This is a genomic window from Marinomonas sp. SBI8L (assembly GCF_001624705.1).
GTDB lineage: Bacteria > Pseudomonadota > Gammaproteobacteria > Pseudomonadales > Marinomonadaceae > Marinomonas.
Genome location: NZ_JSEO01000001.1, coordinates 404,787 through 431,383, shown reverse-complemented (window position 1 = coordinate 431,383; position 26,597 = coordinate 404,787). Strand labels below are relative to the sequence as shown.

General features: G+C 39.8%; 26 protein-coding genes. 20 read left to right on the top strand and 6 right to left on the bottom strand.

All coding sequences use genetic code 11. From position 1 onward, the window contains the following. The first annotated feature begins 218 nt into the window (after positions 1-218). Positions 219-2,363 (top strand): methyl-accepting chemotaxis protein, encoded by a 2,145-nt coding sequence (locus OA91_RS01815; RefSeq protein ID WP_063337786.1) that lies wholly within the window; start codon positions 219-221, stop codon positions 2,361-2,363. Positions 2,364-2,447: 84 nt separating this feature from the next. Here the strand turns inward: OA91_RS01815 and OA91_RS01810 are convergent, their stop codons facing one another. Beyond that, complete coding sequence (locus OA91_RS01810; RefSeq protein ID WP_063337785.1) at positions 2,448-3,392, bottom strand: aldose epimerase family protein; 945 nt, start codon at positions 3,390-3,392, stop codon at positions 2,448-2,450. A 256-nt stretch (positions 3,393-3,648) separates the two neighbouring features. On the opposite strand from OA91_RS01810, the gene OA91_RS01805 reads away from it, so the two are divergent. The 5 genes from OA91_RS01805 (at position 3,649) to OA91_RS01785 (ending at position 7,445) form a co-directional block, all read left to right on the top strand. Further along, positions 3,649-4,158, top strand: a complete 510-nt coding sequence (locus tag OA91_RS01805) for an SRPBCC family protein (RefSeq protein ID WP_063337784.1) — start codon at positions 3,649-3,651, stop codon at positions 4,156-4,158. An 11-nt stretch (positions 4,159-4,169) separates the two neighbouring features. After that, on the top strand, positions 4,170-4,514 hold the full coding sequence (locus OA91_RS01800) for a DUF1330 domain-containing protein (RefSeq protein WP_063337783.1): 345 nt from the start codon (positions 4,170-4,172) through the stop codon (positions 4,512-4,514). Between the two features lie 117 nt (positions 4,515-4,631). Beyond that, positions 4,632-5,468: an AraC family transcriptional regulator gene (locus tag OA91_RS01795; protein WP_331709776.1), complete on the top strand. Its 837-nt coding sequence runs from the start codon at positions 4,632-4,634 to the stop codon at positions 5,466-5,468. A 109-nt stretch (positions 5,469-5,577) separates the two neighbouring features. Continuing rightward, positions 5,578-6,474, top strand: coding sequence for a helix-turn-helix domain-containing protein (locus OA91_RS01790; RefSeq protein WP_063337782.1), 897 nt, complete (start codon positions 5,578-5,580; stop codon positions 6,472-6,474). Positions 6,475-6,593: 119 nt separating this feature from the next. Further along, positions 6,594-7,445, top strand: coding sequence for a nuclear transport factor 2 family protein (locus OA91_RS01785; protein WP_063337781.1), 852 nt, complete (start codon positions 6,594-6,596; stop codon positions 7,443-7,445). Between the two features lie 92 nt (positions 7,446-7,537). On the opposite strand, the gene OA91_RS01780 is transcribed toward OA91_RS01785, so the two are convergent. Further along, positions 7,538-7,987, bottom strand: a complete 450-nt coding sequence (locus tag OA91_RS01780) for an SRPBCC family protein (RefSeq protein ID WP_063337780.1) — start codon at positions 7,985-7,987, stop codon at positions 7,538-7,540. A gap of 161 nt (positions 7,988-8,148) precedes the next feature. On the opposite strand from OA91_RS01780, the gene OA91_RS01775 reads away from it, so the two are divergent. The 5 genes from OA91_RS01775 (at position 8,149) to OA91_RS01755 (ending at position 12,980) form a co-directional block, all read left to right on the top strand. Next, the gene (locus OA91_RS01775) at positions 8,149-9,048 is read left to right on the top strand and encodes a LysR family transcriptional regulator (RefSeq protein ID WP_063337779.1); all 900 of its coding nucleotides are present in this window, start codon (positions 8,149-8,151) and stop codon (positions 9,046-9,048) included. Between the two features lie 330 nt (positions 9,049-9,378). Continuing rightward, positions 9,379-11,373: a methyl-accepting chemotaxis protein gene (locus tag OA91_RS01770; RefSeq protein WP_063337778.1), complete on the top strand. Its 1,995-nt coding sequence runs from the start codon at positions 9,379-9,381 to the stop codon at positions 11,371-11,373. A gap of 181 nt (positions 11,374-11,554) precedes the next feature. After that, a complete protein-coding gene (locus tag OA91_RS01765; RefSeq protein WP_063337777.1) occupies positions 11,555-12,229 on the top strand; it encodes a glutathione S-transferase family protein in 675 nt (224 codons plus the stop codon). An 86-nt stretch (positions 12,230-12,315) separates the two neighbouring features. Continuing rightward, positions 12,316-12,753, top strand: coding sequence for a hypothetical protein (locus OA91_RS01760; protein ID WP_063337776.1), 438 nt, complete (start codon positions 12,316-12,318; stop codon positions 12,751-12,753). 26 nt (positions 12,754-12,779) lie between these two features. After that, positions 12,780-12,980 carry a DUF1289 domain-containing protein gene (locus OA91_RS01755; RefSeq protein ID WP_063337775.1) on the top strand — a complete coding sequence of 67 codons (201 nt, stop codon included), beginning with the start codon at positions 12,780-12,782 and terminating at the stop codon, positions 12,978-12,980. A 23-nt stretch (positions 12,981-13,003) separates the two neighbouring features. On the opposite strand, the gene OA91_RS01750 is transcribed toward OA91_RS01755, so the two are convergent. Further along, complete coding sequence (locus OA91_RS01750) at positions 13,004-13,870, bottom strand: hypothetical protein (RefSeq protein ID WP_082827737.1); 867 nt, start codon at positions 13,868-13,870, stop codon at positions 13,004-13,006. Positions 13,871-14,295: 425 nt separating this feature from the next. Between OA91_RS01750 and nadN the strand changes: the two genes are divergently transcribed. The 6 genes from nadN to OA91_RS01720 all read left to right on the top strand — a co-directional run bounded on the left by nadN (position 14,296) and on the right by OA91_RS01720 (position 20,379). Beyond that, the gene (gene nadN, locus OA91_RS01745; RefSeq protein WP_063337774.1) at positions 14,296-16,134 is read left to right on the top strand and encodes an NAD nucleotidase; all 1,839 of its coding nucleotides are present in this window, start codon (positions 14,296-14,298) and stop codon (positions 16,132-16,134) included. 337 nt (positions 16,135-16,471) lie between these two features. Next, positions 16,472-16,999 (top strand): hypothetical protein, encoded by a 528-nt coding sequence (locus OA91_RS01740; protein WP_063337773.1) that lies wholly within the window; start codon positions 16,472-16,474, stop codon positions 16,997-16,999. A gap of 296 nt (positions 17,000-17,295) precedes the next feature. Next, positions 17,296-17,997 (top strand): hypothetical protein, encoded by a 702-nt coding sequence (locus OA91_RS01735; RefSeq protein ID WP_063337772.1) that lies wholly within the window; start codon positions 17,296-17,298, stop codon positions 17,995-17,997. Between the two features lie 162 nt (positions 17,998-18,159). Next, on the top strand, positions 18,160-18,516 hold the full coding sequence (locus tag OA91_RS01730) for a nuclear transport factor 2 family protein (protein WP_269447891.1): 357 nt from the start codon (positions 18,160-18,162) through the stop codon (positions 18,514-18,516). 164 nt (positions 18,517-18,680) lie between these two features. Further along, positions 18,681-19,682, top strand: coding sequence for an LLM class flavin-dependent oxidoreductase (locus OA91_RS01725; RefSeq protein WP_063337771.1), 1,002 nt, complete (start codon positions 18,681-18,683; stop codon positions 19,680-19,682). A 28-nt stretch (positions 19,683-19,710) separates the two neighbouring features. Next, positions 19,711-20,379, top strand: coding sequence for a glutathione S-transferase family protein (locus OA91_RS01720; RefSeq protein WP_082827736.1), 669 nt, complete (start codon positions 19,711-19,713; stop codon positions 20,377-20,379). Between the two features lie 33 nt (positions 20,380-20,412). Here OA91_RS01720 and OA91_RS01715 read toward each other — a convergent pair whose 3' ends face one another. Then, positions 20,413-21,366 carry a hypothetical protein gene (locus OA91_RS01715; protein ID WP_063337769.1) on the bottom strand — a complete coding sequence of 318 codons (954 nt, stop codon included), beginning with the start codon at positions 21,364-21,366 and terminating at the stop codon, positions 20,413-20,415. Between the two features lie 154 nt (positions 21,367-21,520). Between OA91_RS01715 and OA91_RS01710 the strand changes: the two genes are divergently transcribed. After that, the gene (locus OA91_RS01710; protein ID WP_046018331.1) at positions 21,521-22,276 is read left to right on the top strand and encodes a helix-turn-helix domain-containing protein; all 756 of its coding nucleotides are present in this window, start codon (positions 21,521-21,523) and stop codon (positions 22,274-22,276) included. 15 nt (positions 22,277-22,291) lie between these two features. On the opposite strand, the gene OA91_RS01705 is transcribed toward OA91_RS01710, so the two are convergent. Beyond that, positions 22,292-23,197, bottom strand: a complete 906-nt coding sequence (locus tag OA91_RS01705; RefSeq protein ID WP_063337768.1) for a LysR family transcriptional regulator — start codon at positions 23,195-23,197, stop codon at positions 22,292-22,294. Between the two features lie 135 nt (positions 23,198-23,332). Here OA91_RS01705 and OA91_RS01700 point away from each other — a divergent pair, with 135 nt between their 5' ends. Next, positions 23,333-23,818 carry a GNAT family N-acetyltransferase gene (locus OA91_RS01700; RefSeq protein ID WP_082827735.1) on the top strand — a complete coding sequence of 162 codons (486 nt, stop codon included), beginning with the start codon at positions 23,333-23,335 and terminating at the stop codon, positions 23,816-23,818. A 37-nt stretch (positions 23,819-23,855) separates the two neighbouring features. Then, on the top strand, positions 23,856-24,464 hold the full coding sequence (locus tag OA91_RS01695) for a LysE family translocator (RefSeq protein WP_063337766.1): 609 nt from the start codon (positions 23,856-23,858) through the stop codon (positions 24,462-24,464). Positions 24,465-24,535: 71 nt separating this feature from the next. Here the strand turns inward: OA91_RS01695 and OA91_RS01690 are convergent, their stop codons facing one another. Further along, positions 24,536-26,401 (bottom strand): di-heme-cytochrome C peroxidase, encoded by a 1,866-nt coding sequence (locus OA91_RS01690; RefSeq protein WP_063337765.1) that lies wholly within the window; start codon positions 26,399-26,401, stop codon positions 24,536-24,538. Positions 26,402-26,597 lie beyond the last annotated feature (196 nt).

The following is a 26,597-nucleotide window of genomic DNA, read 5'->3' as shown; positions in this document are numbered from 1 at the left end:
CGCACTATTATTGATCTTTAATGCATTGATTTGGTGCTAAATATCTACTTATGCCTTTCTTGTATACACTTTGTTACTTACTCCAATAATTAAAGATAGTGTCGTATATCTTTTATTCAGTGGAATGTTTTAACTAATTGTTAAATAAGAGTTAATTTATCTGTTGGCAAGTCTATTGCTTTGTTTCGTTTTGTATATAAAAACAAAATGGAGCACACATGGCACTTAAAAGTTCACTCATGTCCTTAACCCAAGCAGAAAAAAGCTGGCTTCCTTGGTTTGGTGACAATGGCAAACTTTCACTTTCTTGGTCCTGTTATTTGAATAAAGGGATTTATCCAGCCGTTGAACAGACCTTTGAAGGCATCGCCAATACTCGAGTAAAGTTATTAAATACTTGGGTGAACAGCCAATGGTCCCATCTTGATGTTTTATTAGAAATCTTTTCAGAATCCTACCCAGTCATTGATTTAAGCTTGTTAGAAGAAAGGCTAAAACTTGCCCGCGATGTGTCAGAGTATTTTGTGGTTGATAATCAAGGCAAGGTGATCAACTCCACCTACAAAGCTCATAAAAATCAACAAGATTTGAATGCGAATGCTTTATCTCAAGGGCTTACTGCACCATTTCTTCATGGCCCTTATATTGATCAGAATACCCTGAAAATAGGGCCTACAAGTTCTAAGTTTCATGATGCTGTTACCTTAATGTTTTACTTGCCAATTAAGCGTGGAGATCAAGTGCTAGGAGCCGTTTGTGCTCGTGTACCTAATGATGTGCTTGGGGATTTGATCCAAAGGGAAGCAGGGCATATTTATAAAGAATCGGGTGATAATTACTTATTCATGGTGGAAGCAAATTTTGATGCTGGCATTTTACCCGGTACTGCCTTATCTCGCTCTCGTTTTGAAGATAATACTTTTAGCCATGGTGAAAATCTTAAGTCGGGTGTTACGACTGATTGGGGTGTCGTAAAGGTTAATCAACATACAGAATTTGAAATACGTTTTACTGATCCAGCAACGAAAGAGCTACACCCGGGCATTCGTGAAACCATCAAAAATGGGCAGAATCTCTTTGTCACTTATCCAGGTTATTCAGATTACAGACATATTCCTGTCATAGGTAAGGGGGTTACTTTTCAGCTAAAAGGTAGCCCTGATATTTGGGGCATGATGTGTGAAGGTGATTTGGAAGAAGTGTATCGTCGTCGTTCGCTCAACCTACGCTTGATGAAAGGCTACGCAATTGCGGCCAGTATTCCACTTGCCCTGCAAATTGGCCTAACCTCATTTACCGATCTTTCCACTCTTTTGATTGCAGGTTTAACGGGTTCAAGCTTGATTTTAGCAGGTTATGTTTTTCATTTATTTGGCCCCAAAGATGTGAGTGAGCATTTAACTCAAATGACGAATGTCATACAGACAATTGCAGAAGGTGAGGGCAACTTAAAGCAAAGGCTAGAAGAGGAAGGCCTGAAAGCAGATGAAACGGGTGATATGGGCCGCTGGATGAATAGCTTTATTGATAATTTGGATAACACCATGGGGCAAGTTATCTCTGCCAGTGGCAATGTGAAGTGCTCAAACGAATTTATGATTCACACTAATGAGGAAGCCCGCCAAGCCTCCGAATATCTGGAAAAAACCGTAGAGTCCATGCTTAATGTATTCGAAAAACAGATCACAGAAGTTCAAGAGGCCTCTCATACAGCTCAAACCTTAAAGCAAACGATGGACACGGTTGTTGAAGAGGCTGAATCTCGTATCAATGCAGTTAAACAAAGTACCCAAGGGATAAGAGACGTGGTGCGTACGACAGCTGAATCGGTTAAATCTTTGGATGAAAAAACCAATGAAGTTGCCAGCATAATCGATACTATTACTGAGATAACTAATCAAACTAACTTACTGGCTTTAAATGCAGCGATAGAAGCGGCACGAGCTGGTGAGCATGGTCGTGGCTTTTCAGTGGTGGCGGATGAGGTGAGAAATCTTGCATCTCGTACAGCCTGTGCCGCAGAAGAAATACAAACCATGCTTGAAGGTATTCAGAAAGAGACGCAATCTGCTGTGAACTTTATGGAAAAAGAAGCGGAGAATGTTGATAAGAGCCTGTTAGTCAATGAGCAGGAGAATGATCAGAATAATCGCTTGTATGAACTGGTCGATAATATGTTCCAAGATATTCTTCAGCTTAACGTGAGCAATAAAGAGAATGCCAATACAGCACAAGAAATGGGAGCAGCAACCGAACAAATGAAACGTTCTATTGCCGCTTTGCAAAGACGTTCTTCACGTGTGGGTCTATCCAGTATGAAATTAAACTCTTTGGTAGGTGAGTTCCAAGTTTCGCAAAAATAGAGGCCTAAAAAGAAGCAAACTCAAAACTTAAAAAGAAAAGCCAGTTGTCACTAAAGGTGCAACTGGCTTTTACGATTAGAGCACTTATTTCACTAACTGATATTGGATTATTTTTTCAAACACAGCATCTGGTTTTGTATGTTGATACGGAAACGCTGTTCGATTAGGGCTATCAGGGTAAAACTGTGGCTCTAGGCAAATACCGGATTGTGTTTGAAAAGGCTGGTCTAGGTAGTTGCCCGTATACACTTGTAAACCGGGATAATTACTTGAGACTGATAAGGTCAGTTTTTCATCTGGACTAGTAAGGATAGCTTGTAATGGGCTGAGTTTAGAGGCATGAATAAAGTTGTGATCTAACCTGTCTTTGTCTAAGGCTGTTTGCAGTTTCCTTCGTTGCCGGTAGTCAAGCTCAGTGCCGATTAGAGAGGTGATTTCCCCTGTTGGTATGCTGCTTTCATCTAGCTTGGTGTATTGCTCTGCAAATATTTGAAGTTTATGTCCGAGGTGATTCTTGCCAGCACCTGATAAGTTAAAATAAGGGTGGCTAGTAGGGCCAATAATACTGGTTTTATCACTGGTTGCTTGTAATTTAATAGTGAGGCAAGCATCGTCTGATAGATGGTAATTGACAGAAAAAACGCGTTTGCCTGGATAGCCACTTAACCCGTCTTCAAGCTGACATTTTAACGTGAGGCTGTTGCCACTTTTTTCGACTGCGGTCCAAATTTGATTACTCAGATTGAAGTTCCCTCCATGAAGATGATGAGGCGCTTGGTTTGGATCTAAGTTAATCCTAGTGTCTAGAATCGAGGTTTCTGCATTGCCAATTCTATTGGCATAAGGGCCCACAATTGCACCCATATAGAATGGGTCTTCAAGGTAGTCATCTAAATGCTCGTAGCCCAAAATAATATTGCGGCTTTCTTGGTCAATTAGGGTGCTCCACTTCATGATGCGAGCGCCAAAATTGAGTATTTCTACCCAATCACCAATCTCATTCTTTAGTACAAATGACGTGATTTTCACTGCCTATCCTAATTTAAAGTTATGAAATGGTTATATGCTTATTATTTGGAACTGAGTTTCATATTTTTACTTTATTAAGTCAATAGGCTTTCGTTACACAACGTTTTTTTTCGTTAAGTGACAGTAGCTTATGTAAATTCATCTATCTGCTTAAAATAAAACACAGCAAGAAATATCAAAAAAACACGCGGTTTAATCCCTATCGTTATCTTCATCGCCTAAGGGCTTAGAAACGTATTATAGAGAGAAGATTATTATGAAAATTACTAAGAAGATTGTGATTAACCAACCTGCTGACTTAGTGTGGAATTTTATTGCTTATGATTTTGACCAAGCACATTTATGGATGGGACCTATCCCGCATTCCTATGCGATTGGTACTGGTAATAGTAAGCAAGGAGCACCAATGGAAGGGCGTATTTGTCATCTGAGTGATAAAGCTGTTGGCGCTAAAGTTAAAGAGGTCATTACTGCCTTTGATGAGGCTAATAAGAGTCTGACATTCGAGGTGACTTCTACCAATGTGCCTGCGATTATACCTATTAAGAAAAATGTAGTGTCGATGACGGTAAAATCCCTAGGTAGGAATCAATCGCAAGTAATTTGGGTATCTCGTCCTCAAATTAAAGCCTTTGTCTATCCTTTATACCCTTTATTAAAACTAGGCGCTGGTGCGGCGTTTAAAGGCTTACTAAAAGATTTAAAAAACTATGCCGAAAATCACCTAACTCAGAGTTCAGCTGCTAGTAAGCTGAAAAGCGTGTAAGGGTATCAGTGATGGAAATGCCTTTACCTGTCTTTTTATTGATTGAAGCGGTACCTGATCCAGAGCAAACTGAGGCGCTTAATTGTTATTTAGCAAAAGTACCTAGTGTGTTCCAAACTTATGGGGCTGTGCCAGTTGCAAGTTATGATATTGCTTTGCAATTAAGTTCAGCCAAGATGAATAACTCAGCTCAAGTACAGGGCGAACCCGTATCGAGAGAAATAGCAGTCATTTCGTTTCCTGATAGAGAGAGTATTTTGGCTTTATTTAATGCGTCTGCCTATCAGGCCTTGGTACCAGATAGGGATTTAGCCTTTAAACAAGTCGCCTTTTATATAGGTAGTGAGCATTTATAATATGCGAATAGCAAATGAATAGGCGTCTGAATGAAGTTCTGAGTTACAAATCAAGCCAGGTAACCTAGCTTCAAACATTTTTTACAAGGAAATAAGGTGCAACGTTTTTTTTAAAGTATTGATTATATAGAGCAGCATCTGTTCGATAAGATTTCTGTACATGAAATTGCAGCGGCATCCTTTTATTCGACTTACCATTTTAGCCGTATCTTTAAAGCCTTGGTGGGAGATACGCCGAAAGAATACTTGCGCAAGCGCAGGTTAACAGTGGCTGCAAACAAGTTATTGCAGGATGATACAGGTATTTTAGAGCTTGCTCTTGAGTGTCAGTTTGATTCACAAGAGGCTTTTACACGTGCCTTTAAGAGCTTGTTTAATATTACGCCAGCCCAATATCGCAAACAAAATGAGCCATTTCGTTTGCTTTATAAGGATCAATTTAGCCCGCACATGCTGAGTTTCTTACAAAATGAAATCAGCATGGAGCCAGAAATTATCATTCGCCTTGCAATAAAACTGGTGGGTGTCGCACGACAATACGACAGTGCTGATTTAAGCTTGCCAAAATTATGGTCTGCGTTCGCACCTTATAGAGACAGTATTCCAAACCGATTAGGTACGGATAGTTTTGGTATTTATGAGTCGTATCAAGAACAAGAAGATGATGTGTCTTTTAGTTATATTTGCACAGTCGCAGTTGAAAACTTTGATAATATTCCAGAAGGAATGATAAGCAGAGAACTCCCTGAGCAAATGTATGCGAAATTTGTGCATAGGGGATCGGTGGCAAACTTAGAGCGAACTCTAAAGTATATTTGGGGAAGCTGGTTACCTAAGTCTGATTATGATTATGTAGAAAAGCCAGACTTTGAGCTCTATGGCCAAGGCTTTAATATTGCAGACCCTAAAAGCGAGCTGTATTTACATATCCCAGTACAGAGGAAGTCAGCTTAATTTACTAATATAGATAGCTTGATTTAGCCAATTCAATTCTGTGATTTGGCTAACTCTTGAGATAGCATATTCAGTAATATGATTTTACTAGGGAACCTAGGCTTATAGCATGTCTCGAACTCAAGCAAACAAACACGCTGCTATTCCAGATGTGCATTTTAATAATGCCGATCAAGTTGATATAGGGTTAGATATTGTTGAGCTAAGTTCTCTTTATCAAAAAGAGAGCTTGGACCATTCTCCTTTTTTACCCCATAGGGTCGATTTTCACTGTCTTCTTTATATTGAAAAGGGTCATTGCCAACATTTTATCGACTTTAATCATTACCCTCTAGATGCGGATACCTGTGTTTTTATTAATCGTCATCAGGTACATGCCTTTGACTTAAATAGCCGTCCTGAAGGTAAGCTCTTGCTCATTACAGAAGACTTTATTGAAAAGGCGAGAACGAATATTCGTACCCATTTGTTTGCCCCAATGCATTACTTTCAGGGCTCATCTCCTGTGATAAAGCTAGATGCAGATGTGAAGCAAAGTTTTGAAGTGCTATTGGGGGAGTTATTAAAGGAGCATAAAGAGGATAAGTGTGACCCTCTCATGTTACAGCTTTTATTCTCTAGTATCTTATTAAAACTTGATAAACACAGAGATCATGGGGTTTCGAACTTACTCAGTGCAAGGCAAGTGGAACAGTTTAGTGAATTTATGGGGTTATTGACTCGCCATTGTCGCACCATCAAAAGCGCTGCAGAATACGCCAATATGATGAGCATGAGTTATAAATCGTTAAATTTATTATGTAAGCTGGTGGCAAATAAAACCACTAAACACCTGATAGATGAAGAGGTGATACTACAAGCTAAAAGAGAGCTTGCTATTAGCCAGTGCCAAATCCAAATATTGGCGTTTGAATTAGGCTTTGATGAGCTTAGTAACTTTGTGAAGTACTTTAAGAAGCACACTGGGTTCACTCCGGCAAAATTTAGAAATAGCTTATCAAGTTAAAACACTTTCACTTTGATCTGATAAAAGAGGTACGATATTTACCTTTTTTAAGTCGTCTTTAACCTGCCTCTTATTCCTCCTTAAACATACTATGACCGAAACTTAACTCAGAGGTCATTATGAACAAATTACTTCCTATCGCAGCGATATCTGCCAGTGTTTTATTAACCGCTTGTGGCGGTAATACTAAAGATAATGCAGAAGTGCAGCTTACCAACCAAGAAAAAGCTGTAGCTTTAATTACTAGCTTTGAAACAAAAGACAAAGCTGCTTTAGCCTATATCGATTCTGATAAATATGTGCAGCATAACCTAATGGCTGCAGATGGTATTGAAGGCTTAAAACACTTCTTATCTATCTTGCCTAAAACGGGTGTGAAAGCAGATGTGGTAAGAGCTTACAGCGATGGTGATTATGTCTTTACTCACACAGATTACAATCTATTTGAGCCAGAGATTGGTTTTGATATTTTCCGTTTTGAAGATGGCAAAATGGTTGAGCATTGGGATAACTTGCAGCCAACAGCAACCTCACCTAATCCAAGTGGCCGCACACAGCTAGATGGTGCAACTAAAGCAGTTGATCTAGATAAAACTGAAGTCAACAAAGCTCTAGTGGCTGATTTTGTTGAGACTATCTTGATGAAGGGTGAGTTTGATAAAGTCGGTAACTTCTTCGAAGGAGATTACTACTTACAACATAATACTCAGGTTGCAGATGGCCTGTCAGGTTTAAGCAAAGCATTGGCTTATATGGCATCTCAAGGCATTGAAATGGTATATAACAAAAATCACCTAGTATTGGGACAAGGTAACTTTGTATTGTCAGTAAGTGAAGGGACTTTTGCAGGTAAAGACACCGCCTTTTATGATCTTTTTCGTGTTGAAAACGGCAAGATTGTAGAGCATTGGGATGTTATCGAAACCATTTTACCAGAAGCTAAAAGACAAAACGCGAACGGTAAATTCTAAGAGAGTTTAAGTGGTTTTGATGTCACTATCAAACCAACAATAGAAAGCGGATAGGGTGTATTTTTCTAATCGAAAACCTATCCGCTTTTTGCTTAGTGACTTTCTAAAATACTCTTCAAATTAAGTACTGCTTTTTGTGCTCTTACTGTTAAGTCAGCTTTTAATGAAGTCAAAAAAGCATCGTCTTTTGCAATTGAAGTTTCTCGACTGGCATAAGTAAGATGGAAGAGGGTTTCTTGTTCTGCTAACCGTTCGAATGACATGGTCATTTGTGGCAAAAAACCGGCTAGATCCCCCTGAGTGACGAATAAATTAGGTTGAGAGCATTCATGAACTTTAATGGTAAGCATGGCTTCTTGGCCATTAATTAGCAGTGTTTCTTGATAGGTTTTACCTAGTTCGAATTGGCCTAAATTATTAGCTGATTTAATATCAATCACACCTTCAAACCAATTTGCATAATTCTCTAGATTTGTTGCATAAGCAAATACAGTATCAATGTCTTGTTCTATGGATAAGGACACGTTAGTTAATGGAATCATGGTATTTCCTCTAAATTGGACGTGGAACGTTTAGGTCTGAGTGAGTTTAAAGAAGCATAAAAATACTTAAAGGAACTAAAGGTTAAGACTTGATTAACTTTTTGGAATGCAGCTTGAGGACTAATAGGGTTAAAATTAGCTAAATCTTAGGGAGAAGTAGAATGTCAAAGCTTATGCATTATCAGGTATTTATTGCCATTGTTGAGCTGGGGAGTATTGCAAAAGCCGCTTTGCATTTAAATATTACGCCTGCTGCTGTGAGTAAACAGCTCGCTAATTTTGAGCATAATATAGGTGTTAAACTCTTTAACCGTAGCCATAAAAAGCTTGAAATTACCGCTTCTGGTGAGCGCTTTTATCCCGCTTGTAAACAGGTTATGTTGGACATTCTGACGGCAGAATCCTTGCTCTACCAAGAGAGTCAAGAAATTCAAGGAAAGTTAGCCATTAGCTTGCCAAAGGTTTTGGCTAGAGGCCCAGTGATTCCTATTATTTCGGACTTTATTAAGCAGCATCCTAAGTTAACCTTAGACCTAAGTTTCAGTGATGATCTAGTCGATCTTCATCAGAATAAAATCGATTTTGCATTTCGACTGGGAGAGCTTACTGATAGTAGCAGTGTCATTGCGACGCCATTAATTAAAACCCAATTGCTTGCCTGTGTGACACCCAGTTACTTAGACCAGTTTGGTAAACCTGAAAGCCTTTCTAATTTAGCTAATCACCGTTTAATTCTCATGTCACCTCTTCATGGATCACAAGCTTTAAAGTTGTTTTTCCAGAAGAAGAATATCAAACCAGACCTTTTACCTCTTCACAGAAGTGATGATATTGAAGGTATCTACCAAAGTGTAAAGGCCAATTTAGGGATAGGTTTGTTACTCGATCTTTCCATACAGGCGGATTTAGATGCCGGTGAGCTTGTGCCTATTTTTCCTGAGTTAAAGCCAGAACTACCACAAAAAAACTTGTATCTCATATTTAAAAAAGATCAACAATCCACGCTGAAGCAAACAGCGTTTAAGGCGCATGTTAGATCTAGGCTAGAAAAAATAGGTTAATTTCATTATTTGGTACACATTATTTTAAATCAAGAAGCAATGTGTACTTATGTAATTTTGATATTGATCTCATTACGTTTTTATATAGTTTGTATATCAAGAGTGTCAGTTTTGTGCCAGCTTGTTAACTTTTGTTTGTGAAATTCATTGATAATTCATTTTATATGAGTATTCTGGTTGCTGATTTTTTATGAAAACTGACATATATCAAGTGTATTGTTTTTTAAGGAAGGCTTTTTATACATGGGTCTGATGTCATTTTTAAAAAAATTAAGCGATGCATTTTCCTTGCATCTGCTTTATCGATATTAAAATAGGGTTAAGTGTACGATGAAATTGAAAAACAAAATTATGCTCGCGTTTCTAGCAATTGGACTGCTTCCACTGGCTTTTTTTGGTTACCTGTCACTCCACTTAGCAACTGTGTCGTTAGAAGAAGAAGCCTTTAAAAAACTAGAGGCAGTGCGTGAGATTAAAGAAACTCAAATAGAAGAATACTTTGAGCAAAGAGAAGCTGACATTGTCATGCTTGAGCATGCGGTTGAAAGTCTAATCTTTAAAGATACTCATTCAAAAGCGGATGAAATCAAAGCGGCTGAAGCAAACCAAGGGTATTTTGATCACTTTATTAAAGCCTATGGTTATGATGATTTGCTTCTAATTAAGCCTGATGGTGATGTTTTTTACAGTGTTGAAAAGCTGGGTGACTATCAGACTAACCTAATTACTGGGCCATTTAGCCGTACTGGTCTTGGTCGTATTTTTAGTAAAACCTTGCCAGAAACTAAGCATAACGTGACTCATGTTGAGGACTTTTCGCCATACCCTGCCAATAACAACAAGCCAGAAGCCTTTATTTCTGCGCCTATCTTGGTACATGGCAAACTTGATAGTGTTTTAGTGTTAAAACTTTCTATTGATCATATTAATGAGTTGATGCAACAAAGAGACGGCATGGGCGAAACCGGTGAAAGCTATCTAGTTGGTTCGGACCACAAGATGCGCTCTGACTCTTTCCTAGATCCGATTAACCATACGGTAGAAGCAAGCTTTGCAGGGACAGTGGCTAAGAACGGAATCAACTCAGTTGCAGTAAATGCTGCTTTAGCTGGTGAAACAAATAGCCAAATCGTAATTGATTACAATGGTAATCCAGTTTTATCAGCCTATGCTCCTTTAAAGCTAAATGATTTAAAGTGGGTGTTATTAGCTGAAATTGATGAAGCTGAAGCTTTGATTCCTGTGATTGAACTAAGAAATATCATGTTGATTGTGATTGCTATCACTGTATTGATTGTCGTCTTTATTGCCATGAGCATGGCTCGCTCAATTACACGTCCTATCGGTGGTGAACCAGATAAAATAAGCAAGATAGCGCATCTTATTTCTGAGGGTAATCTGACATCGAAATTCGATCAGGCTACACAGCATTCGGGTATTTATGGCTCAATGCAAAAAATGAATAAACAGCTCAACATGATGATAGGCAACATTAATCAGATGTCTCACTCTTTGGCGTCCGGTGCGAGCCAGAGTAGTGTGGCTTCAGAGCAGGTGAATGTGTCTTTGTTAGAGCAGCAAGCAAGTATCGAAAGTGTCTCGACTGCCATGAACGAAATGTCTGTCACTATTCAAGATGTTTCATCAAATGCACAGCATGTGGCTGAATCTAGCTTGTCAGCGAAAAATGCTTCTGCTCAAGCTAAGAATCAAGTAACAAAAACAATCGATACCATCGCTAGCCTATCTAGTGAGCTAGGTAATGCAAAAGCCTCGATTCAAACGGTAGACAGTAAATCCCAAGAGATTGGTGCGATTCTGGAAGTAATACGTGGTATTGCAGATCAGACTAACTTACTCGCCTTAAATGCTGCGATTGAAGCAGCACGAGCAGGCGATCAAGGTCGCGGTTTCTCAGTTGTTGCAGATGAAGTAAGACAGCTTGCCCAAAAAACACAGCTCTCTACTTCTGACATTGAAAACATGATTAACCTGCTTCAAGAAGATGTGAAACAGGTGGTTAATGTGATTAATCGCAGTAATGATATTGCTGAAAGATCTGTGGCTGAAACACAAGAAACAGAAGCGTCGATTAATCTTTCTTTCAAAGAAGCTGAAGTGATTAGCCTAGATGCTAGCCAAATTGCAACCGCTGCCATGCAGCAGTCTGCTGCTTCTGAAGAGATTAATCAGGCGCTTGTCACCATTAATGAAGCCGCGAAGCAAAATTCTATGGGCATGGGTGAGATCTCTGAATCTAGCTCACACATTAGCTCTCAAAGTAAGAAGTTGAAAGCCTTGAGTGACGAGTTCGAAATTGCCTAGGATTTTTACTAACTGCATGCTTTAGCTGCAAACCTAAGAACTCGCTAGCGATAAAAAGCCCATCTCTTAAATAAGAGGTGGGCTTTTTTATAAGTAATTAATGGTATTAGGTTTTGTCCTAAACGTTTAAAATATGCGATGTTAAGATGCGTTATAAGATAAACCAAAGGAAAGGTAAAAAATGATTATTTTACATCACTTAGAATACTCTCAATCGTTTCGTATCCTCTGGTTGCTAGAAGAGCTGAAAGTTGAATATGGTCTAGAAAAGTATAATAGAGACCCAGTGACACACCTTGCGCCAGAAAAATATAAAGCGATTTCTCCTATGGGCACAGCGCCTGTGATTACCCATGGTGATAGAGCCATATCCGAAACCGCAGCCATCATGGACTACATAATTGACTTGCATCCAGATGAGTTTTTAAGGCCAGAAGTTGGCTCTCCAGATAGAGCAAGACACCTGTTTTGGTTCCATGCAGCGCAAGGCTCCATCATGCCGCTTATGTTGATGGAAAGTATCTTCCATATCATTCAAAAACGTGTGCCTGGTATTTTAAGGCTAGTGATAAAACCTGTATTGGCAAAAGCATCAGCAGGCTTTACCAAAGCACGCATGGTAAAGCTGCTTGAACAAGCCGAAGTTGATCTTGCGACCGCCCAGTGGTTCGGTGGGAAAGACCTCACCTTAGCCGATATTTTATTAAGCTACCCACTCGAATCTGCCCATAAACGTGGCTTTATCACAGACGATTATCCGCTTACCCTTGCTTGGTTAAAACGCATTCAAGAAAGGCCTGCCTTTATCCGTGCTAAGCGAGAAGATGGACGTGATTCAATGGTGCTACCTTTATAAGCTGCGGCTTTATAACGAGATAGACCATTGTAATTAGTGATTTTTAGGTTTGATAACCTACAAAGAACACAAGGTGGAAAGACTTTATGAAAGATGTAAAAGGTGTATTCCGTAATCTTGAGAAGATGCTGCAACAGGCAAGCTGGTTCGATGATGAATGGGAAATTTATAATCGAGGGAGCTACCTGCAACTTTATAAAAACAATTGGTTTAATCATAACCAAGGTGGCATTCATTTTGAGACATTTATCGAAGCGCCACAAATCAAACAAAAGTCATTCCCTGTGTGCATGCATGTCGAGGAAGATTGTCCCAATCAATCTGAATTCATTCGTGAGTTTATGGCACTTGAAGGTGATCGAATAAAGGGCTGGAAAGGCTATAAAACCTTAGAAAATAACTATGATATTTGCAGACGCACAATGCCGCTAAACTTTAAAAATTTAGAGCAAAAGTTATTTGAAGAATTTAACCGTCTGCGAGTGCTTGAAGCCAGTGTTGAAAAGGTACTGTTTAAGCTTTAAGCCCGTTAAACGTTGAGATCAAAGAAATGAAAATGCAAAAGAGCCCTTGTATCGATGTATGTGATTTTTCAGGCCCTAAGGGATGGTGTTTAGGTTGTGGTAGAACAAAACCTGAATGCCAGAAATGGAAGTCAATGAAGCCTTATCACATGAATATTCTTCAGAAAGAGCTTAAGAAGAGAATGTCACAGATACAGAGCCACTCGAATAGAGAGTCAAATAAATAAGCCGAAAAACCAGAGTTTAAAGTTTAGGGTTTAAACCTTAACCTCTCATCATCTGTAATTCGTTTAAACCAATTATACATAGGGGTTGTCCCAGCATTATCGACGTTGGGGGCCGCTCTGCCATGGTTTATATCCTCTAAACTAAGGGTTCGCATTTCCACACTATATCGCGCTGCATCTGTTGTATTAGGGACGCTGGCATGTAATTGAGCGCTGGCAAAATTGAGAACATCCCCAGGTCCGATTACCAGTTTAATTATCTGGCTTTCATCCACGGCTTCTTTTGCCATGGGCGCAATAGGGTAGCCCACTTCATCTTGTTTTAAGGTTTGCTTGCGCTTAGCGAGATAGTCTTCGAAGGACCAAGTATCCGTATTATTTGCCAAAGGTGTTGTCCAATATTCAGGGAAGAAGGCAATGGTTCTTTCTTGAGTAAGAGGGTATAAAGGTGCCCACCAATTTTGTTGGCTATCTAAGTTACTGCCCCAAGTATCTCTATGGTGAGCAATGGAAGATCTGTGGGTACCATTCTTTTCATGATTAGCAGGTACCACTCTTAAAGGGAAATGATCGTAATAGGCGGATTCTGTATCAAGTCCGCATTCCTCAAGCACTTGGAAAAAGAGTTGCCTCACGTCTTTATCTTGCTTGAATTTAGCCTGTACTTGGGCTGTTATCCTAATGAACTCAGTTTCCCCTAATGCTTGTTGTGCAAACATGGGATCTAAGCCGGATAGGGCGCGTTCGAGTTGTTGCTGACAAACCTTGATTAACTCAAGCATGGCAGGGCGTTGTTTAAATACCAGCAAATTGCCGGCAAATAAAAGCTCGGCTCTCTCTTTATCATTGAGTTCTTGATCTAGCGTTAGGATATCCATCTTCAGTTCCATTTCTTGTTCTGTCTCCTATTCTATTGTTCGGCTGAATCGCTGGCTTAACATCAAGATATATTAAAAGCTGTGTCATTTAATTGCAGCTTCTGAAGATTAAAATGAATAAGCTTTCAATATTGTTGATCATTTAGACAAGTTAATGCATAGTTTTATCGCTTGAAGGGTGTGGGATACAAAGAATTCTTTCTATTAAGTGATAAGGTCAATTTATCTGAGAGTAAAAATACTGCTTACTAAATAATTGATTCTTTTGGGATTTCCTTCAAGTTTTCAAATCTTTAACTGCCGTCTCAAACTCTTTATGAGGCTGACAATTTACAGATTAATAATAAAAAGTAGAAAGACGATCGGACCGATGACTGTTTTTATAAATCGGAACTAACACGAATTTTTAAACATCAATAATCATAAAGGAAATTTCTATGTTTAGAAAAACCTTAGTAGCAGCGGCCACTGCGTCTATTTTTCTGACTGGCTGTCAATCAATCTCGACATCTTCTGTGGCAACACAACCTCTAGAACTCAAAATTGTTCACGTAAACGACCATCACTCTCACCTAAGTGCTGATAAAGGTGTAGACATGAAATTGGGTGGTGAGAAAACGCGTGTCGCAGTGGGTGGATTCCCTTCTGTTGTCACCAAGATTAATGAGTTAACAAACACCAGCGAGCCTTTCGTAAAAGTTCACGCGGGTGATGCTATCACAGGTGACCTTTTTTATACCTTGTTTAAGGGTGAAGCAGACGCTGCATTAATGAACGAAGCATGTTTTGATATCTTTACCTTAGGTAACCACGAGTTTGATGCGGGCGATGCTGGCTTGGTTAAATTCCTAGATTGGTTAAAGTCTGATCCTGGCTGTAGCACAGATGTCATCTCTGCCAATGTTCAACCAGAAGTTGGTGTCTCTCCTTTAACGCTAAATAGTGCAGAAGACTATTTCACGCCTTATACAATCAAAGAATATAATGGTGAAAAAGTGGGTTTCATTGGTATTGATATTGCCAAGAAAACCAAAAACTCGTCTAGCCCAGATGAGACAACCATTTTCTTAGATGAAGCAAAAACAGCTCAGAAGTACATAGATAAACTGCAAGGTATGGGCATCAATAAAATTGTTCTTGTGACCCATTACCAATATCAAAATGATGTAAAACTAGCGGCTAAATTAAAAGGCGCAGACGTTATTATTGGCGGTGACTCACATACGCTATTAGGTGACTTTAAGTCAGTTGGTCTTGATTCAGCTGGGCCTTACCCAACTCAATTAACCGATGCAGCAGGTAACCCTGTATGTGTTGCTCAAGCATGGCAATATTCTGCAGTCGTTGGTGAGTTAAACGTTGCATGGGATGAGAACGGCGTTGTGACTAGTTGTTCTGGTACACCACATTTGTTATTGGCTGATAGCTTTAAACGTAAAAACGCTGACGGCAAGCGTGTTGAGTTAACAGGTCAAGCACGTCAAGCCGTTTACGCAGATATCGAAGCGAATAGCGCCGTATCTATTGTCGAAGCTGATGCCGCGGCAGCGGCAACTTTGGCGACATTCTCTTCACAAGTTGATGCCATGAAAGGCCAAGTCATTGGTAAATCAGCATCAAACCTATGTTTAGAGCGTATTCCTGGTCAAGGTCGTTCTAAGCTGTGTGATCGCGCTATGACAGCAAGCCATGGTGCCGATATTTCAAACATTGTTGCTAAAGCCTTCCGTGATATGAGTAAAACCTCTGATATTGCGATTCAAAATGGTGGTGGTGTACGTGTTGATATCGCTGAAGGTGAGCTAACCATTGGTGATGCTTACACACTACTGCCTTTCTCAAACACCATTGTTGAATTGGATATGACAGGTAATGAACTGAAAACCGTTCTAGAAGAAGCCTTGGATTATGCAATCAGCGAAGGCGGTTCATCAGGTGCTTACCCTTATGCCTCTGGTATGCGTTGGAAAGTCGATGCGTCTCATCCTAAAGGCGAGCGTTTCTCTGAATTAGAAGTAATGCGAAAAGGCGAAAGCTGGACGGCTCTTGATCTAAACGCTTCTTATAAAGTCGCTACCAATGACTATATCGCAGGCGGAAAAGACGGCTACAAAACCTTTGGTAAAGTCGTTAAAGAAGGCCGTGTAGTCGACACCTACCTAGATTATGCTCAAAGCTTTGTTGATTACGTAATCAAAGTCGGCACAATCGAAAAACTGCCGCTAGATGAGTACTCAACCCAAGTTTATATTAATAAAAAGGGTGTACAGCAATAATCACTCGATTTAATAAATACGGATTTTATAAAATCTGAGTATGAAACGGGGGAGTAGAAATACTTCCCCGTTTTTTTGTGCGGTTTAAAAAACTTAAACCAGATCAGTGCTTATCAAACTCTCTAAAAGATAAAGAAATTCTCTACTCGTTCCAATGCTCCACGATTGGAATGCATACCTGTCAGCTCTGCTGGCGTTGAGTTTTATTCACTTTTGAAACAATGAGTTGTACACTCACTATTCATTAGAACTTGGTTATTAATATACAAGTTAATAGCAAAAATAGGGATATAAGCTTTTTAATGAGAAAAGTGCCCTGTGATACTAAGGAGAGTCAGTGAAAAATTTAAATCTAATAAAAGAGCTACAACATCAGGGGACATGGAGATTAGTTATACTGTCAATTGTTACTCTTACAGTGTATTGGGCTCACTATATAGCAAGGCAATCTAAAATTATTAACACAGTAGTGAGTGATAAAGAAAAAATTTCTAAAGAGTTTATATCAGTATTATTTGTATTATCTTATTTTTCACTTTCAATGGTTTTTATTGAAGCTTTGCTCTTAATTGATTCTATTCGAGATTCTTTTGTGGCTTTTTTAATTAATTCTGATGTTGCTTCTAATATATACCTTTTATTACTAGATATTGATACATATTCAGGTTTAGTCATCTTTATCATGATTGTAGTTTGGGCTGTAAAAGTAAGAAATAGAATGAATACCTATTGTGAATTAAATAAAGGTGATCTAAGTAGGTTTAACATATTCTGGTCAATTGTATTTACACCATATTATTTTAATTACAATGTTAACTGTATTATGGAAGAGGAAAGCGTTGAACCGGAAGCGATTAATCTTTAAGTATCAGAGCAGTAAAGAGCGTAACTGGGCAGTTTCTAAAGCTAAATCGTGCCTGCCCATTTTTTATTCCCTGAAAAAATATATCAAATATCGAGATGAAAAAAACTATGAGCCGAATATTTATAATCTTTGGACTAGGCATACTTCTTAGTGCCTGTGGTTCAACACATAAGTCTCAGTATAATAGTATACCTAAAGCTAATGATGTGAATGGTATGTACAATTATGCTAATAACTTACTTTGTTCGAGAAGGCATAATGGGAATCAAAAATATTGTGATTGTTGGGTAGGTGTAATGGATGACATAACACCTGAATCAACAAAGCTTTTAATTTCCAAAGGGGGTAATGAAGCAATTTCTGAACAAGTTCGTCTCATGACTGCTAATACTGATAAATTGAGTGCTTGTAATTCATTGATGACTTACAACTTTGAGATACGTGATGAACCTCACTCTCAAGTCTTGTTAAACATATTAGAAAAGTACCATGATGATATTCTTAGCCCATCCGACATTGATTTAATTGATATGTCTGATATTAAGGAAGGTTTTGAATATAGAACTCAAAACCTTACACCAAATAGCGATGGAACACTCGACCTCCCTCATAGATATAAGTTTAGTAAGACTGTTGATAATGCAGCTTACTTTTCTCCTCTTGATGAAAATGGAGTTATACAAAATCAAGATGTTGATTATGTAATGTGGAAAAATGGAGTGATGCATGTTAGATCAGAGGGAAATGTTTATCGAGCAAGAGGCTATGATAGTAAATGTCAGTTTGTTCTTGGACTATGTACTTATGAAACTTATGGAGAGAGGATTGAGGCTAATAAAATGCTCTTTAAGTCAGGCGTTTGGATTAGTAGTCAGCCAGGTTCAGGCTCTAGTCGTCGTTTGGTTAAAGAAGTATATGATAAAAATGGAATGTTGCTTTATCAACTTAATAAAAATAAATATGGGCAATGGGAAAAAGTTCGGGTTGAATTAAATTAGAATTATTTATCAAACCGAACGAGACTGCCATCTATCCTTTAGGTGGCTGTCTGCTTTAGTATTATTTTAAGTAGTTATGTATTGTATTTAAATCAATTTTAAGTGTTTATTCGTTTCAGAATGGGAGAAACAATGGATGTTTTAATTGAGTAGGAAAGAGCGCTGCATAGTTATAATACTCGTCAGAATCCTGATGTTGTCACTCGCTTGTTACACCCAAGTTTTAGAGAAGTCGGCCGCTCAGGCAACCGCTTTGACTACGAAGAAACCTTAGCGTCGTTAAAGGGGGAAGCGAACTCAGCAGGACTTATACACTCTCAAGACTATGAATGTATTGAGTTAGAACCTTACACACAGCTGCTGTTATATAAATCAGCTTGGGTTGATGAAAGTTGTGTGATTAGTACCTTTACTCAGTGTTCGTCTATTTGGGTATTCACAGGGCAAAGCTGGCAAATGCAATACCACCAAGGTACGCCTTGTGCGAGTTTTGAGTTTGTTTCAGCGGTAGTTGGGTAGGGTAGATAATTAAGCTCTTTTATGTGCCCCCATCCTCATTCTTTTCTTAATTGTTTAACGCCTTCACCCTTTTAATCCTAATCGGCCAGCACCATATCTCTCCTATTCAAACATTATTCTTTTAGCCTGATTTAAGATCATGGCTGACATCAAAGAAGGCGCTTATGATTCCTTATTCAGTATTGGACCTTTCTCCTATCGTGGAAGGCTCTAACGCGGCCGTGTCGCTGCATAACTCATTAAAATTAGCACAACATACAGAGCAACTAGGCTTTGAGCGCTTTTGGGTGGCTGAGCATCACAGTATGCCGGGCATTGCCAGTGCGGCCACGTCGATCGTGGTGGGGCATATCGCCTCTGGCACACAAAAAATACGAGTAGGGGCGGGTGGTGTTATGTTGCCTAACCATTCACCTCTTGTGATTGCGGAGCAATATGGCACCTTAGACAGTTTGTACCCAAATCGGATTGATTTAGGTGTTGGCCGAGCGCCAGGGTCTGATGGGATAACGGCTAAAGCCCTAAGACGAGACTTAGCAAACCAAGATAGATTCCCAGAAGACCTTGCTGAGTTACAAGCCTATTTAAGCGACTACGACCCTTTGCAAAAGCATGTACGTGCTATACCCGGTGAAGGGACGAATGTGCCGATTTGGATATTAGGCTCTAGCCTTTATGGTGCGAATTTAGCGGCAGAACTTGGCTTGCCTTATGTGTTCGCCTCCCATTTTGCCCCTGATGCTTTAGGGCAAGCAGCTAAAGTGTATCGTCAAAAATTCAAGCCTTCGAAGGTGTTAGATAAACCCTACTTTATGTTTGCCGTGAATGTATTTGCAGCAGACACTCAGGCCGAAGCAGATTATCTTATGTCATCTCATCAACAGGCGTTTGCCAACTTGATTTTGGGTAAGCCTGGCTTATTACCTAAGCCAGTTGAAAATATCGAGCAGCATGTGGACGGGTTAACCTTAGCGAGAGTGAATTCAGCATTAAGCTGCACCGCTTCAGGTACGCCAGACAAGGTGAGAGCACAACTTGCAGGCTTGATTGATCAATACCAGCCAGATGAAGTTATGATAAACGGCCCTATTTTTGATCAAGAAGCGCGGCATAAATCCTTTAGTTTAGCTTCACAAGCAATTCTAACGCTGAACACACAATCTTAACGTTAAATAGAAAGAAGAGGGGAGTCATATCTATACATTATACTGGGACAAAGGTGGCGCTAATATGGCCACTCATGCACTTTTTGAAGCGCTAGGTGTGGACTATAAATTGGTAGAAATTGACCTTTCAAAAGGTGAGCAAAAGTCTCCTGAGTATTTGGCCATTAACCCAAATGGCAAGGTTCCTAGCCTTATTCATCATAAAAGTGAGGGTGATCACCTTGTGTATGAGTCGGCTGCAATTTTGGCTTATGTGTTGGATCAACATCCTGAATCTAGCTTGGCTCCAAGGTTAAATTCGTCCAAACGAGGGTCTTATTATCAGTACTTATTTTGGATGGCGAGTACCTTACAAGAAGCGGCAAATCGTTGGGCTCACCCTGAACATTATCTTGAGTTTAACGTGTCTGAAGATAGGGCAAAGAGCCTTAGTTATGTGGTAGATAAAGCGACTCAAGAACTCGCAAGATGTTGGCAGATTTTAGAAAATGATCTTGCAAAACAAGGGCCTTGGTTATTAGGTGATAGTGTTTCTGGGGTAGATTATCACCTTTTCATGATCGCCTATTGGAGTCGACGTTATGGTTCTAGAGCACAGGACTTTCCTCATTTAAAACAGCACATGCAGGCTATGTTAGCCTTGCCCTCTATTCAAAGCATGATGGCACAGGAGTCACTTACTTTTGAGCTGGACTAGCGGCTCAAAAGTAAGTTTTTACCTTTTAATAGCTTATTTATTTAGCTTGTAAGCTACGACTTTATTAGACATAAAGTAAGGCACTATCACCAAGTCTTTATCTTTACGGTAATAGAAGTCAGCAGAACCTGGCTCTAGTTTATAGATGGTTTCAATGTCACCTTGAGAGTTCATGTTAAGCAACTGGCCTTTGAGAAAGTCAGTGGTTAACCAGTTACTCTCTTGATAAGCATGAAGACCATCAAGGTTCTGCCAACTAGCTTTATCACCTAGACTTTCTACCTTACTTGTTTGAGGTATTTGAGCTCCTTTAGTAATGGCAACACGCTTTAAGTTACCTGAGGTTAGGGTAGTGAAATCGGCTTGAATATCGGCACCCCAAGCGGCGATGTAAAGGTAATCTTGATTGACGAATAGCCCATTTGGGCTTTCAAGCTTGGCACTGTCTAGCCAGTTAACTAGCTCGCCATCTTGTAATTGATACAAGGCGTTACCTGCCCAATCGGAAACAAAAACCTGGCCCGAATCGCTAATGGCAATGCCATTTAATACCTTGGCTTTTGGGGCTGGATAGCGGGCAATAATATTGGCGTCATCAAGATTAATCACCACAAGTTCGTGTACGTCTGCCACATACAATTTATTCCCTTTTACCTCTAACCCTTTTGGTGAGCTAAGACCTTTTACCCATTCGATCACAGACGATTTCCCGTCTTGTTTGATTAAGCCAATTGAGCCATTACCATCTGCTGACATTGGGTTGTCGTTAATGTTGGCCACATAATATTGCTGCCTTTGGCTGTCATATACGACTGACTCTGGGGTTTTAAAACCTGAAACTTCCCACACGGGTTTTAACTGTGTGCTTTCTACTGATTGAGATGCTAGGGAGTGAGATGCAAAAGAGAAAGCCGTGAGTGTGATAGTAGAAAGTGTTAAGGCACTTGTTAGTGAGTTGGTAAGTGCTTTTAGTCTTGTATTTTTCATGAATGTCATCCTGTCTTTAAGAATTAGTTAATTTAGATTTGAGCAATTGTGTCTGCTCTAAAGCTTGTGCTAAGGTGCCTTTAACGACACCAAGCTTCAAGCTTGTAAAAATAAGGGACAATATATGTCTCTATTTCTGACTTTAAGGTGACATATGCGAACCGCGGCAAATGCTGAAATTACCAATGCTTTGAAAGGCGCACTGAAATCCAAAGGGATGACGTATCGAGAAGTGGCCGAAAAACTAGACCTTTCAGAGAAGACGATAAAACGCTTATTTCGAGATAAAGATTGTTCTTTAACCAGATTGAATGACATTTGTGATTTGATCGATTTATCTATATTCGACTTGTTAGATTTTGCCAAAAACTACAATGAGCCTTTGGCTAAATTAAGCTACCAACAACAGGTGTATTTGGGAGAAAACCCATACCATTTTAACTTTTTGATTCTGCTGACCACTGACCACCCAATTGAACAAATACAAACCACCTATGGCTTAAGTGATGTGAGTGTGTTTCGTTATTTAAGGGATTTAGACAGAGAAGGTTTGATCGAATTAGGCCCAAATAATAGCTATAAACTGCGTATTCAAGGCAAGTTATTGATGCAGTTACATGGGCCTGTGCATCATAATATTTTGCAAAAGAACGAGCAGTTTCTTAACTATGTAGTGCAACATGATGGCGAGAAAGGAACACAGTTTAGCAGTGCCTTTCGCTTTATGAGTGAGCATACCTTGATGGCGTTAAATCAAGATTTAGCTAACTTATCGCGCCAATATCGTAAACAGGCTTATCAAGATGAAAGCTTTTTACCCAAGGACAAACTTATTCCGGTGAAATGGACCACACTGGTCTCGCCTTTTAATATTTGTGGGGAATGGGAGTTGCCCGAACTGGAGCGCTAAGCTTGATAGAAAAGGCTAAAAGCTTAAGTTTTGAAACAGCTGCTTCATCCATTTGAAGCTGGCTTTATCGGCATTGATTTTGTGCCAGTAGATATTTAAATGGTAATCAGGGATAGGAATAGGAGGCGTGAAGATTTCTATTTCAACCTGTTTTGCGACTTGTTCGGCCACGATACGTGGCATGGTGAGTATCATGTCTGAGTGAATGATGGTGTGGGGTGCAACCAAGACACTGGGCAGTTGCAGACTCACATGGCGCTTCAATTTATGCTGAGCTAACACCTGATCGACTATGCCTTGCTTCTCGCCCCAAGGTGACACTCTTACATGCTTTAATGCCAAGAAAGAGTCTAAATCTAACCCTTGGGCTAATGCAGGATGGTTTTTTCGAGCCACTGTGCAATAGTTATCAGTCAACCAAGTATGGTGCTCTATCAGGCTAGATGTTTCTATTTCATGGCTAAAACCTAAGGCAAAATCTACCTCGTTATTTTCTAAGTGAGTCAAAGGCTGTGGCGCTTTGGCACCCACCACGGTGAGCTTGATATTTGGCGCTTGGCGACTGACTTGGCCAACCAACTTAGGAAGCAAACTGAACTCGGTATAATCTGTTGCTGAGATTTTAAACTCACTCTTATCCATGCTGGCATCAAAGTGATCGCTGTCGTTAATCGCATTATGAATAAATGGCAGGGCCTGATGTAGATGTTGGGCGATCTCTTCGGCTCTTGGAGTGGGCTGCATTTGGTTATTTACCCGTACGAAAAGCTCGTCATTCATACGCTTTCTTAATCTTGCTATGCCATGGCTAAAGGCGGATTGGCTGATGCAAACTTCGTCGGCGGCGAGGGAGACAGACTGATGGCGATAAAGAGCATCAAATAATATCAGTAGATTTAAATCGATTTGATGAAGGTCCATCGATACCTCTGGATTAAGCAAACTAGTGATATGAATATTATACAGCTGTATCTGATTAGAATGCACTGGTGTCATATTGAAAAGCGGATTAATCTGGTTTTAAACGTAAGTTAGCCCTATATCTGAAAAGGAAAAATGATGAGCAATTTAATTGTAAGAGAAGCCAGCCGCAAAGATACCAAGACCATTTTGAAATTTATCACTGACCTTGCCATCTATGAAAAAGCAGAGCATGAAGTACTCGCCACAGAAGAGACGATTAACAACACCTTATTTGCCTCCGACACTCATTCTTATGCTTTGATTTGTGAGCTTGATGGTGTGCCAGTGGGTTCTGCCATTTACTTCTTTAATTATTCAACTTGGTTAGCAAAATCTGGACTTTATTTAGAAGACTTGTATGTCTCGCCTGAATACAGAGGTAAAGGGGCTGGGCTTAAATTGCTTAAAACCTTGGCTCAAATTGCTTTGGAAAAAGATTGTGCTCGGTTTGAATGGAGCTGTTTAGATTGGAATACGCCATCCCGTGAGTTTTACGAAGCCATTGGCGCAAAATCGCAAGATGAGTGGATTGGCTATCGTATGACAGGGCAAACCTTGGTGGATTTTGCAAAAGGGTAACACTTCGCTCTGACGCTATGATTTGTAAGGAGATTGAATGACATTACTTTCTGCAATTGCGCTCTTCTTTGCTATGTTAGTTTCTGCGCTTATCCCAGGACCAAGTGTCATGACAGTGATTTCTCGATCTATCACTTTTGGCGTGAAAAGTGGCTTGATGGTGACCCTTGGAATACTGCTGGCTGACTATATATTTATTGCCCTTGCTTTATCTGGGTTGCTAGCAGTAGCCTCACTATTAGGTGAGCTTTCTATTTATCTAAAATACATTGGCGCACTTTATTTGATGGTAATAGCGTATTTTACTTGGCGGGCTGATGTGAGTTTGGATCAACCCGAAGAGCAGAAAAATACGGGGCTGATATCTAATGGAATTATGGGATTGTTAGTGGGCATTTCAAACCCTAAAGCCATCTTATTTTATATGGGCTTTTTTCCTGCTTTTGTTGAGTTATCGAGTATTGGTTTTTACGAAGTGCTAACCATAATAATGATTGCCAGCTTTGCCATAGGTGGCGTATTAACAATGTACGCTTGTGCAGGGGCTAAGGCACGAAACTTTATAAGAGGTGATAAAGGTATTTTGAATAAAATATCGAGTAGTATTTTAGCTTCTTGTGGCGCGTTACTTGTTTTAAAAGCTTGACGTTTTTCTCAAAGTAACGGGGAAATGGTCGAGCTTACTTTTAAAAAGTAAGCTCGACTTAACGCTTTGATTTATAAAGTCTTCATAAACTCAACCAGTTCCCATTTCTCTTTATCCGTTAGGTCTGTACCAAAATCGTGTCCTAGGTTTGAGTTACCTGGAAAAATTTTGCCGTTTTTACCCAATACTTCAAATTTATTTGATGGACTAGGGTAGAGCTTGCCTGCAGGTGCTGCCTCATTCACAAAACCGACTTTCACTGGGTCAAAGTTACGGTTACCTACCCAGAAATTCGTTTGTCTATCTTCTGGTTTTTGTAAAGTTTCCCAAAGGTTCGCGACCGAGCCATTATGCATATAAGGGGCTGTTGCCCAGATGCCATTTAAAGGACGCGCTTTATACACTAAACCTGCTAGGTTGAGCTCGCCATTATCTTTAAAGCCAGTATTGTTCACGGTAGGGTCGTGAATTGTCTTTCTCTTTAGTACGTTAAGCTCAGCATATTCAACCAAGGACTTAGTGCGAGATTTTGCATTCTCACCCAGTGGCATCAGGCCTGCTTTAAGTGCTGTCTCAGGGTCTTTTAGAATGATACCGACAACCCCATTTACCGGCACACTGATGGCATCGGTTTCGGCTTTAAATTTATCACCCGCTAAGATAAATTCCTTAGTGCCTTCTAATATAAGCGACTTGGCTTGATGGAACTCAGCGTTCCATGCCGTTTTAGGATCTGTGCCAATATCAGCAACTGGTGTTTTAACCGCATCGTACAGTCTGTATTCATTCTTACGGGCAATCACTTGGTGACAACTTGCACACTGTTGTTGATAAAGAATGCTACCAGAAGCGGCTTTTTGCATATCAATCGCTGGCATTTTTTCTGGCCACTGTGGCGACTTTAATGTTTTAACCCAAGTCTCTAATTGACCTAAACCTAGCATGTCGACACTGGATGAATAGGTAGTTTTGATACCAAAGATTCTTTTCCAGAAAGGGGCTTTCTCAATACTTAAACCACCAAATACACCGACGACTTCGCCTATGTTTCTAGCAAGGGGGCCAACGATAGGTGTATTAGGCGCAGAGGCGTTCCATTGCACTACATCAGATTGATGTGTGCCCCACAAAAATGGGTAGGACACTGGGCCATTAGGTGTATTTTTATTGGAAACATCATGAAGAGCAAAGGCTGTGCCTTCGTTTTGAATATTGCCAAAAGCATCGAGTCTGGCATAACTGGTAAAATCTTCAGGGTAATCTGTAGGTAGCGCATTCACCGCTTGTCGCTGAGCAATTTTAAATGCCATAGCATCAAATGCGACTTTCAATTTGGCGGCACTTTTAAGGGAGTAGTCATCTGCTAGGACGTTTTTAGCGAAGCGGGTAAATTTAAGAGGATCAGAGTTTGTCGCGTTCATTGCCTCGGTAAGACGATCGAAGAAAAGAACAAAATTACCTAATGTTGGTGCACCTTCAATTAAGTATTGTGTCCCTTGATAGTCTAGCTGATTTGTATGGCAAGCTGCACAGGTCATCCCCATCCAAGCATCGCCTTTCTTATCCATATTCAAAGCAAAACCAATAGGCAGACCCGATGGATTCATCTTGGAAGATTCCATAGGTAAGTAACCTAGGTAGCTCATGTGTTCGTTACTGCGAAACAGGTCTTTTGAATCGGCGACTTCAAGCCAGGTGAACCAAGAATAAGGGATGATTTGTGAGCCTTGGCTTGTGTACCAAAAGCCTTGTCGTGTGTCTTCATTCCATGCTTGTTCTAAGGTCACCCTTTCTGGTACATCTTGTTCTGATTGCAGTGGCGTGATGTCTTCGGCTTCACTGTACCATTCATGATGGGTATAGAGGCTACTACAGCCAACTAGGCCTAATACCAAAGAGGCGCCTATTAGCTTGTTCGAGTAAGAGGGCAATGTCATATTACAATTCCTTGTATAAATTAATGGCATAAGTGCTCAAATCAAAAAGTGTCATTTTTTGATACTGCTTAAACATATTTGCAAGCTAATCCTATATGAGTAATAAGTGATATTACACCTACTTACAGCATGGTTATTTAGTGAGCAAGAAAAGGTTATTAAGGCGAGTTCAACTACTTTCTAATGTCAATTTAAG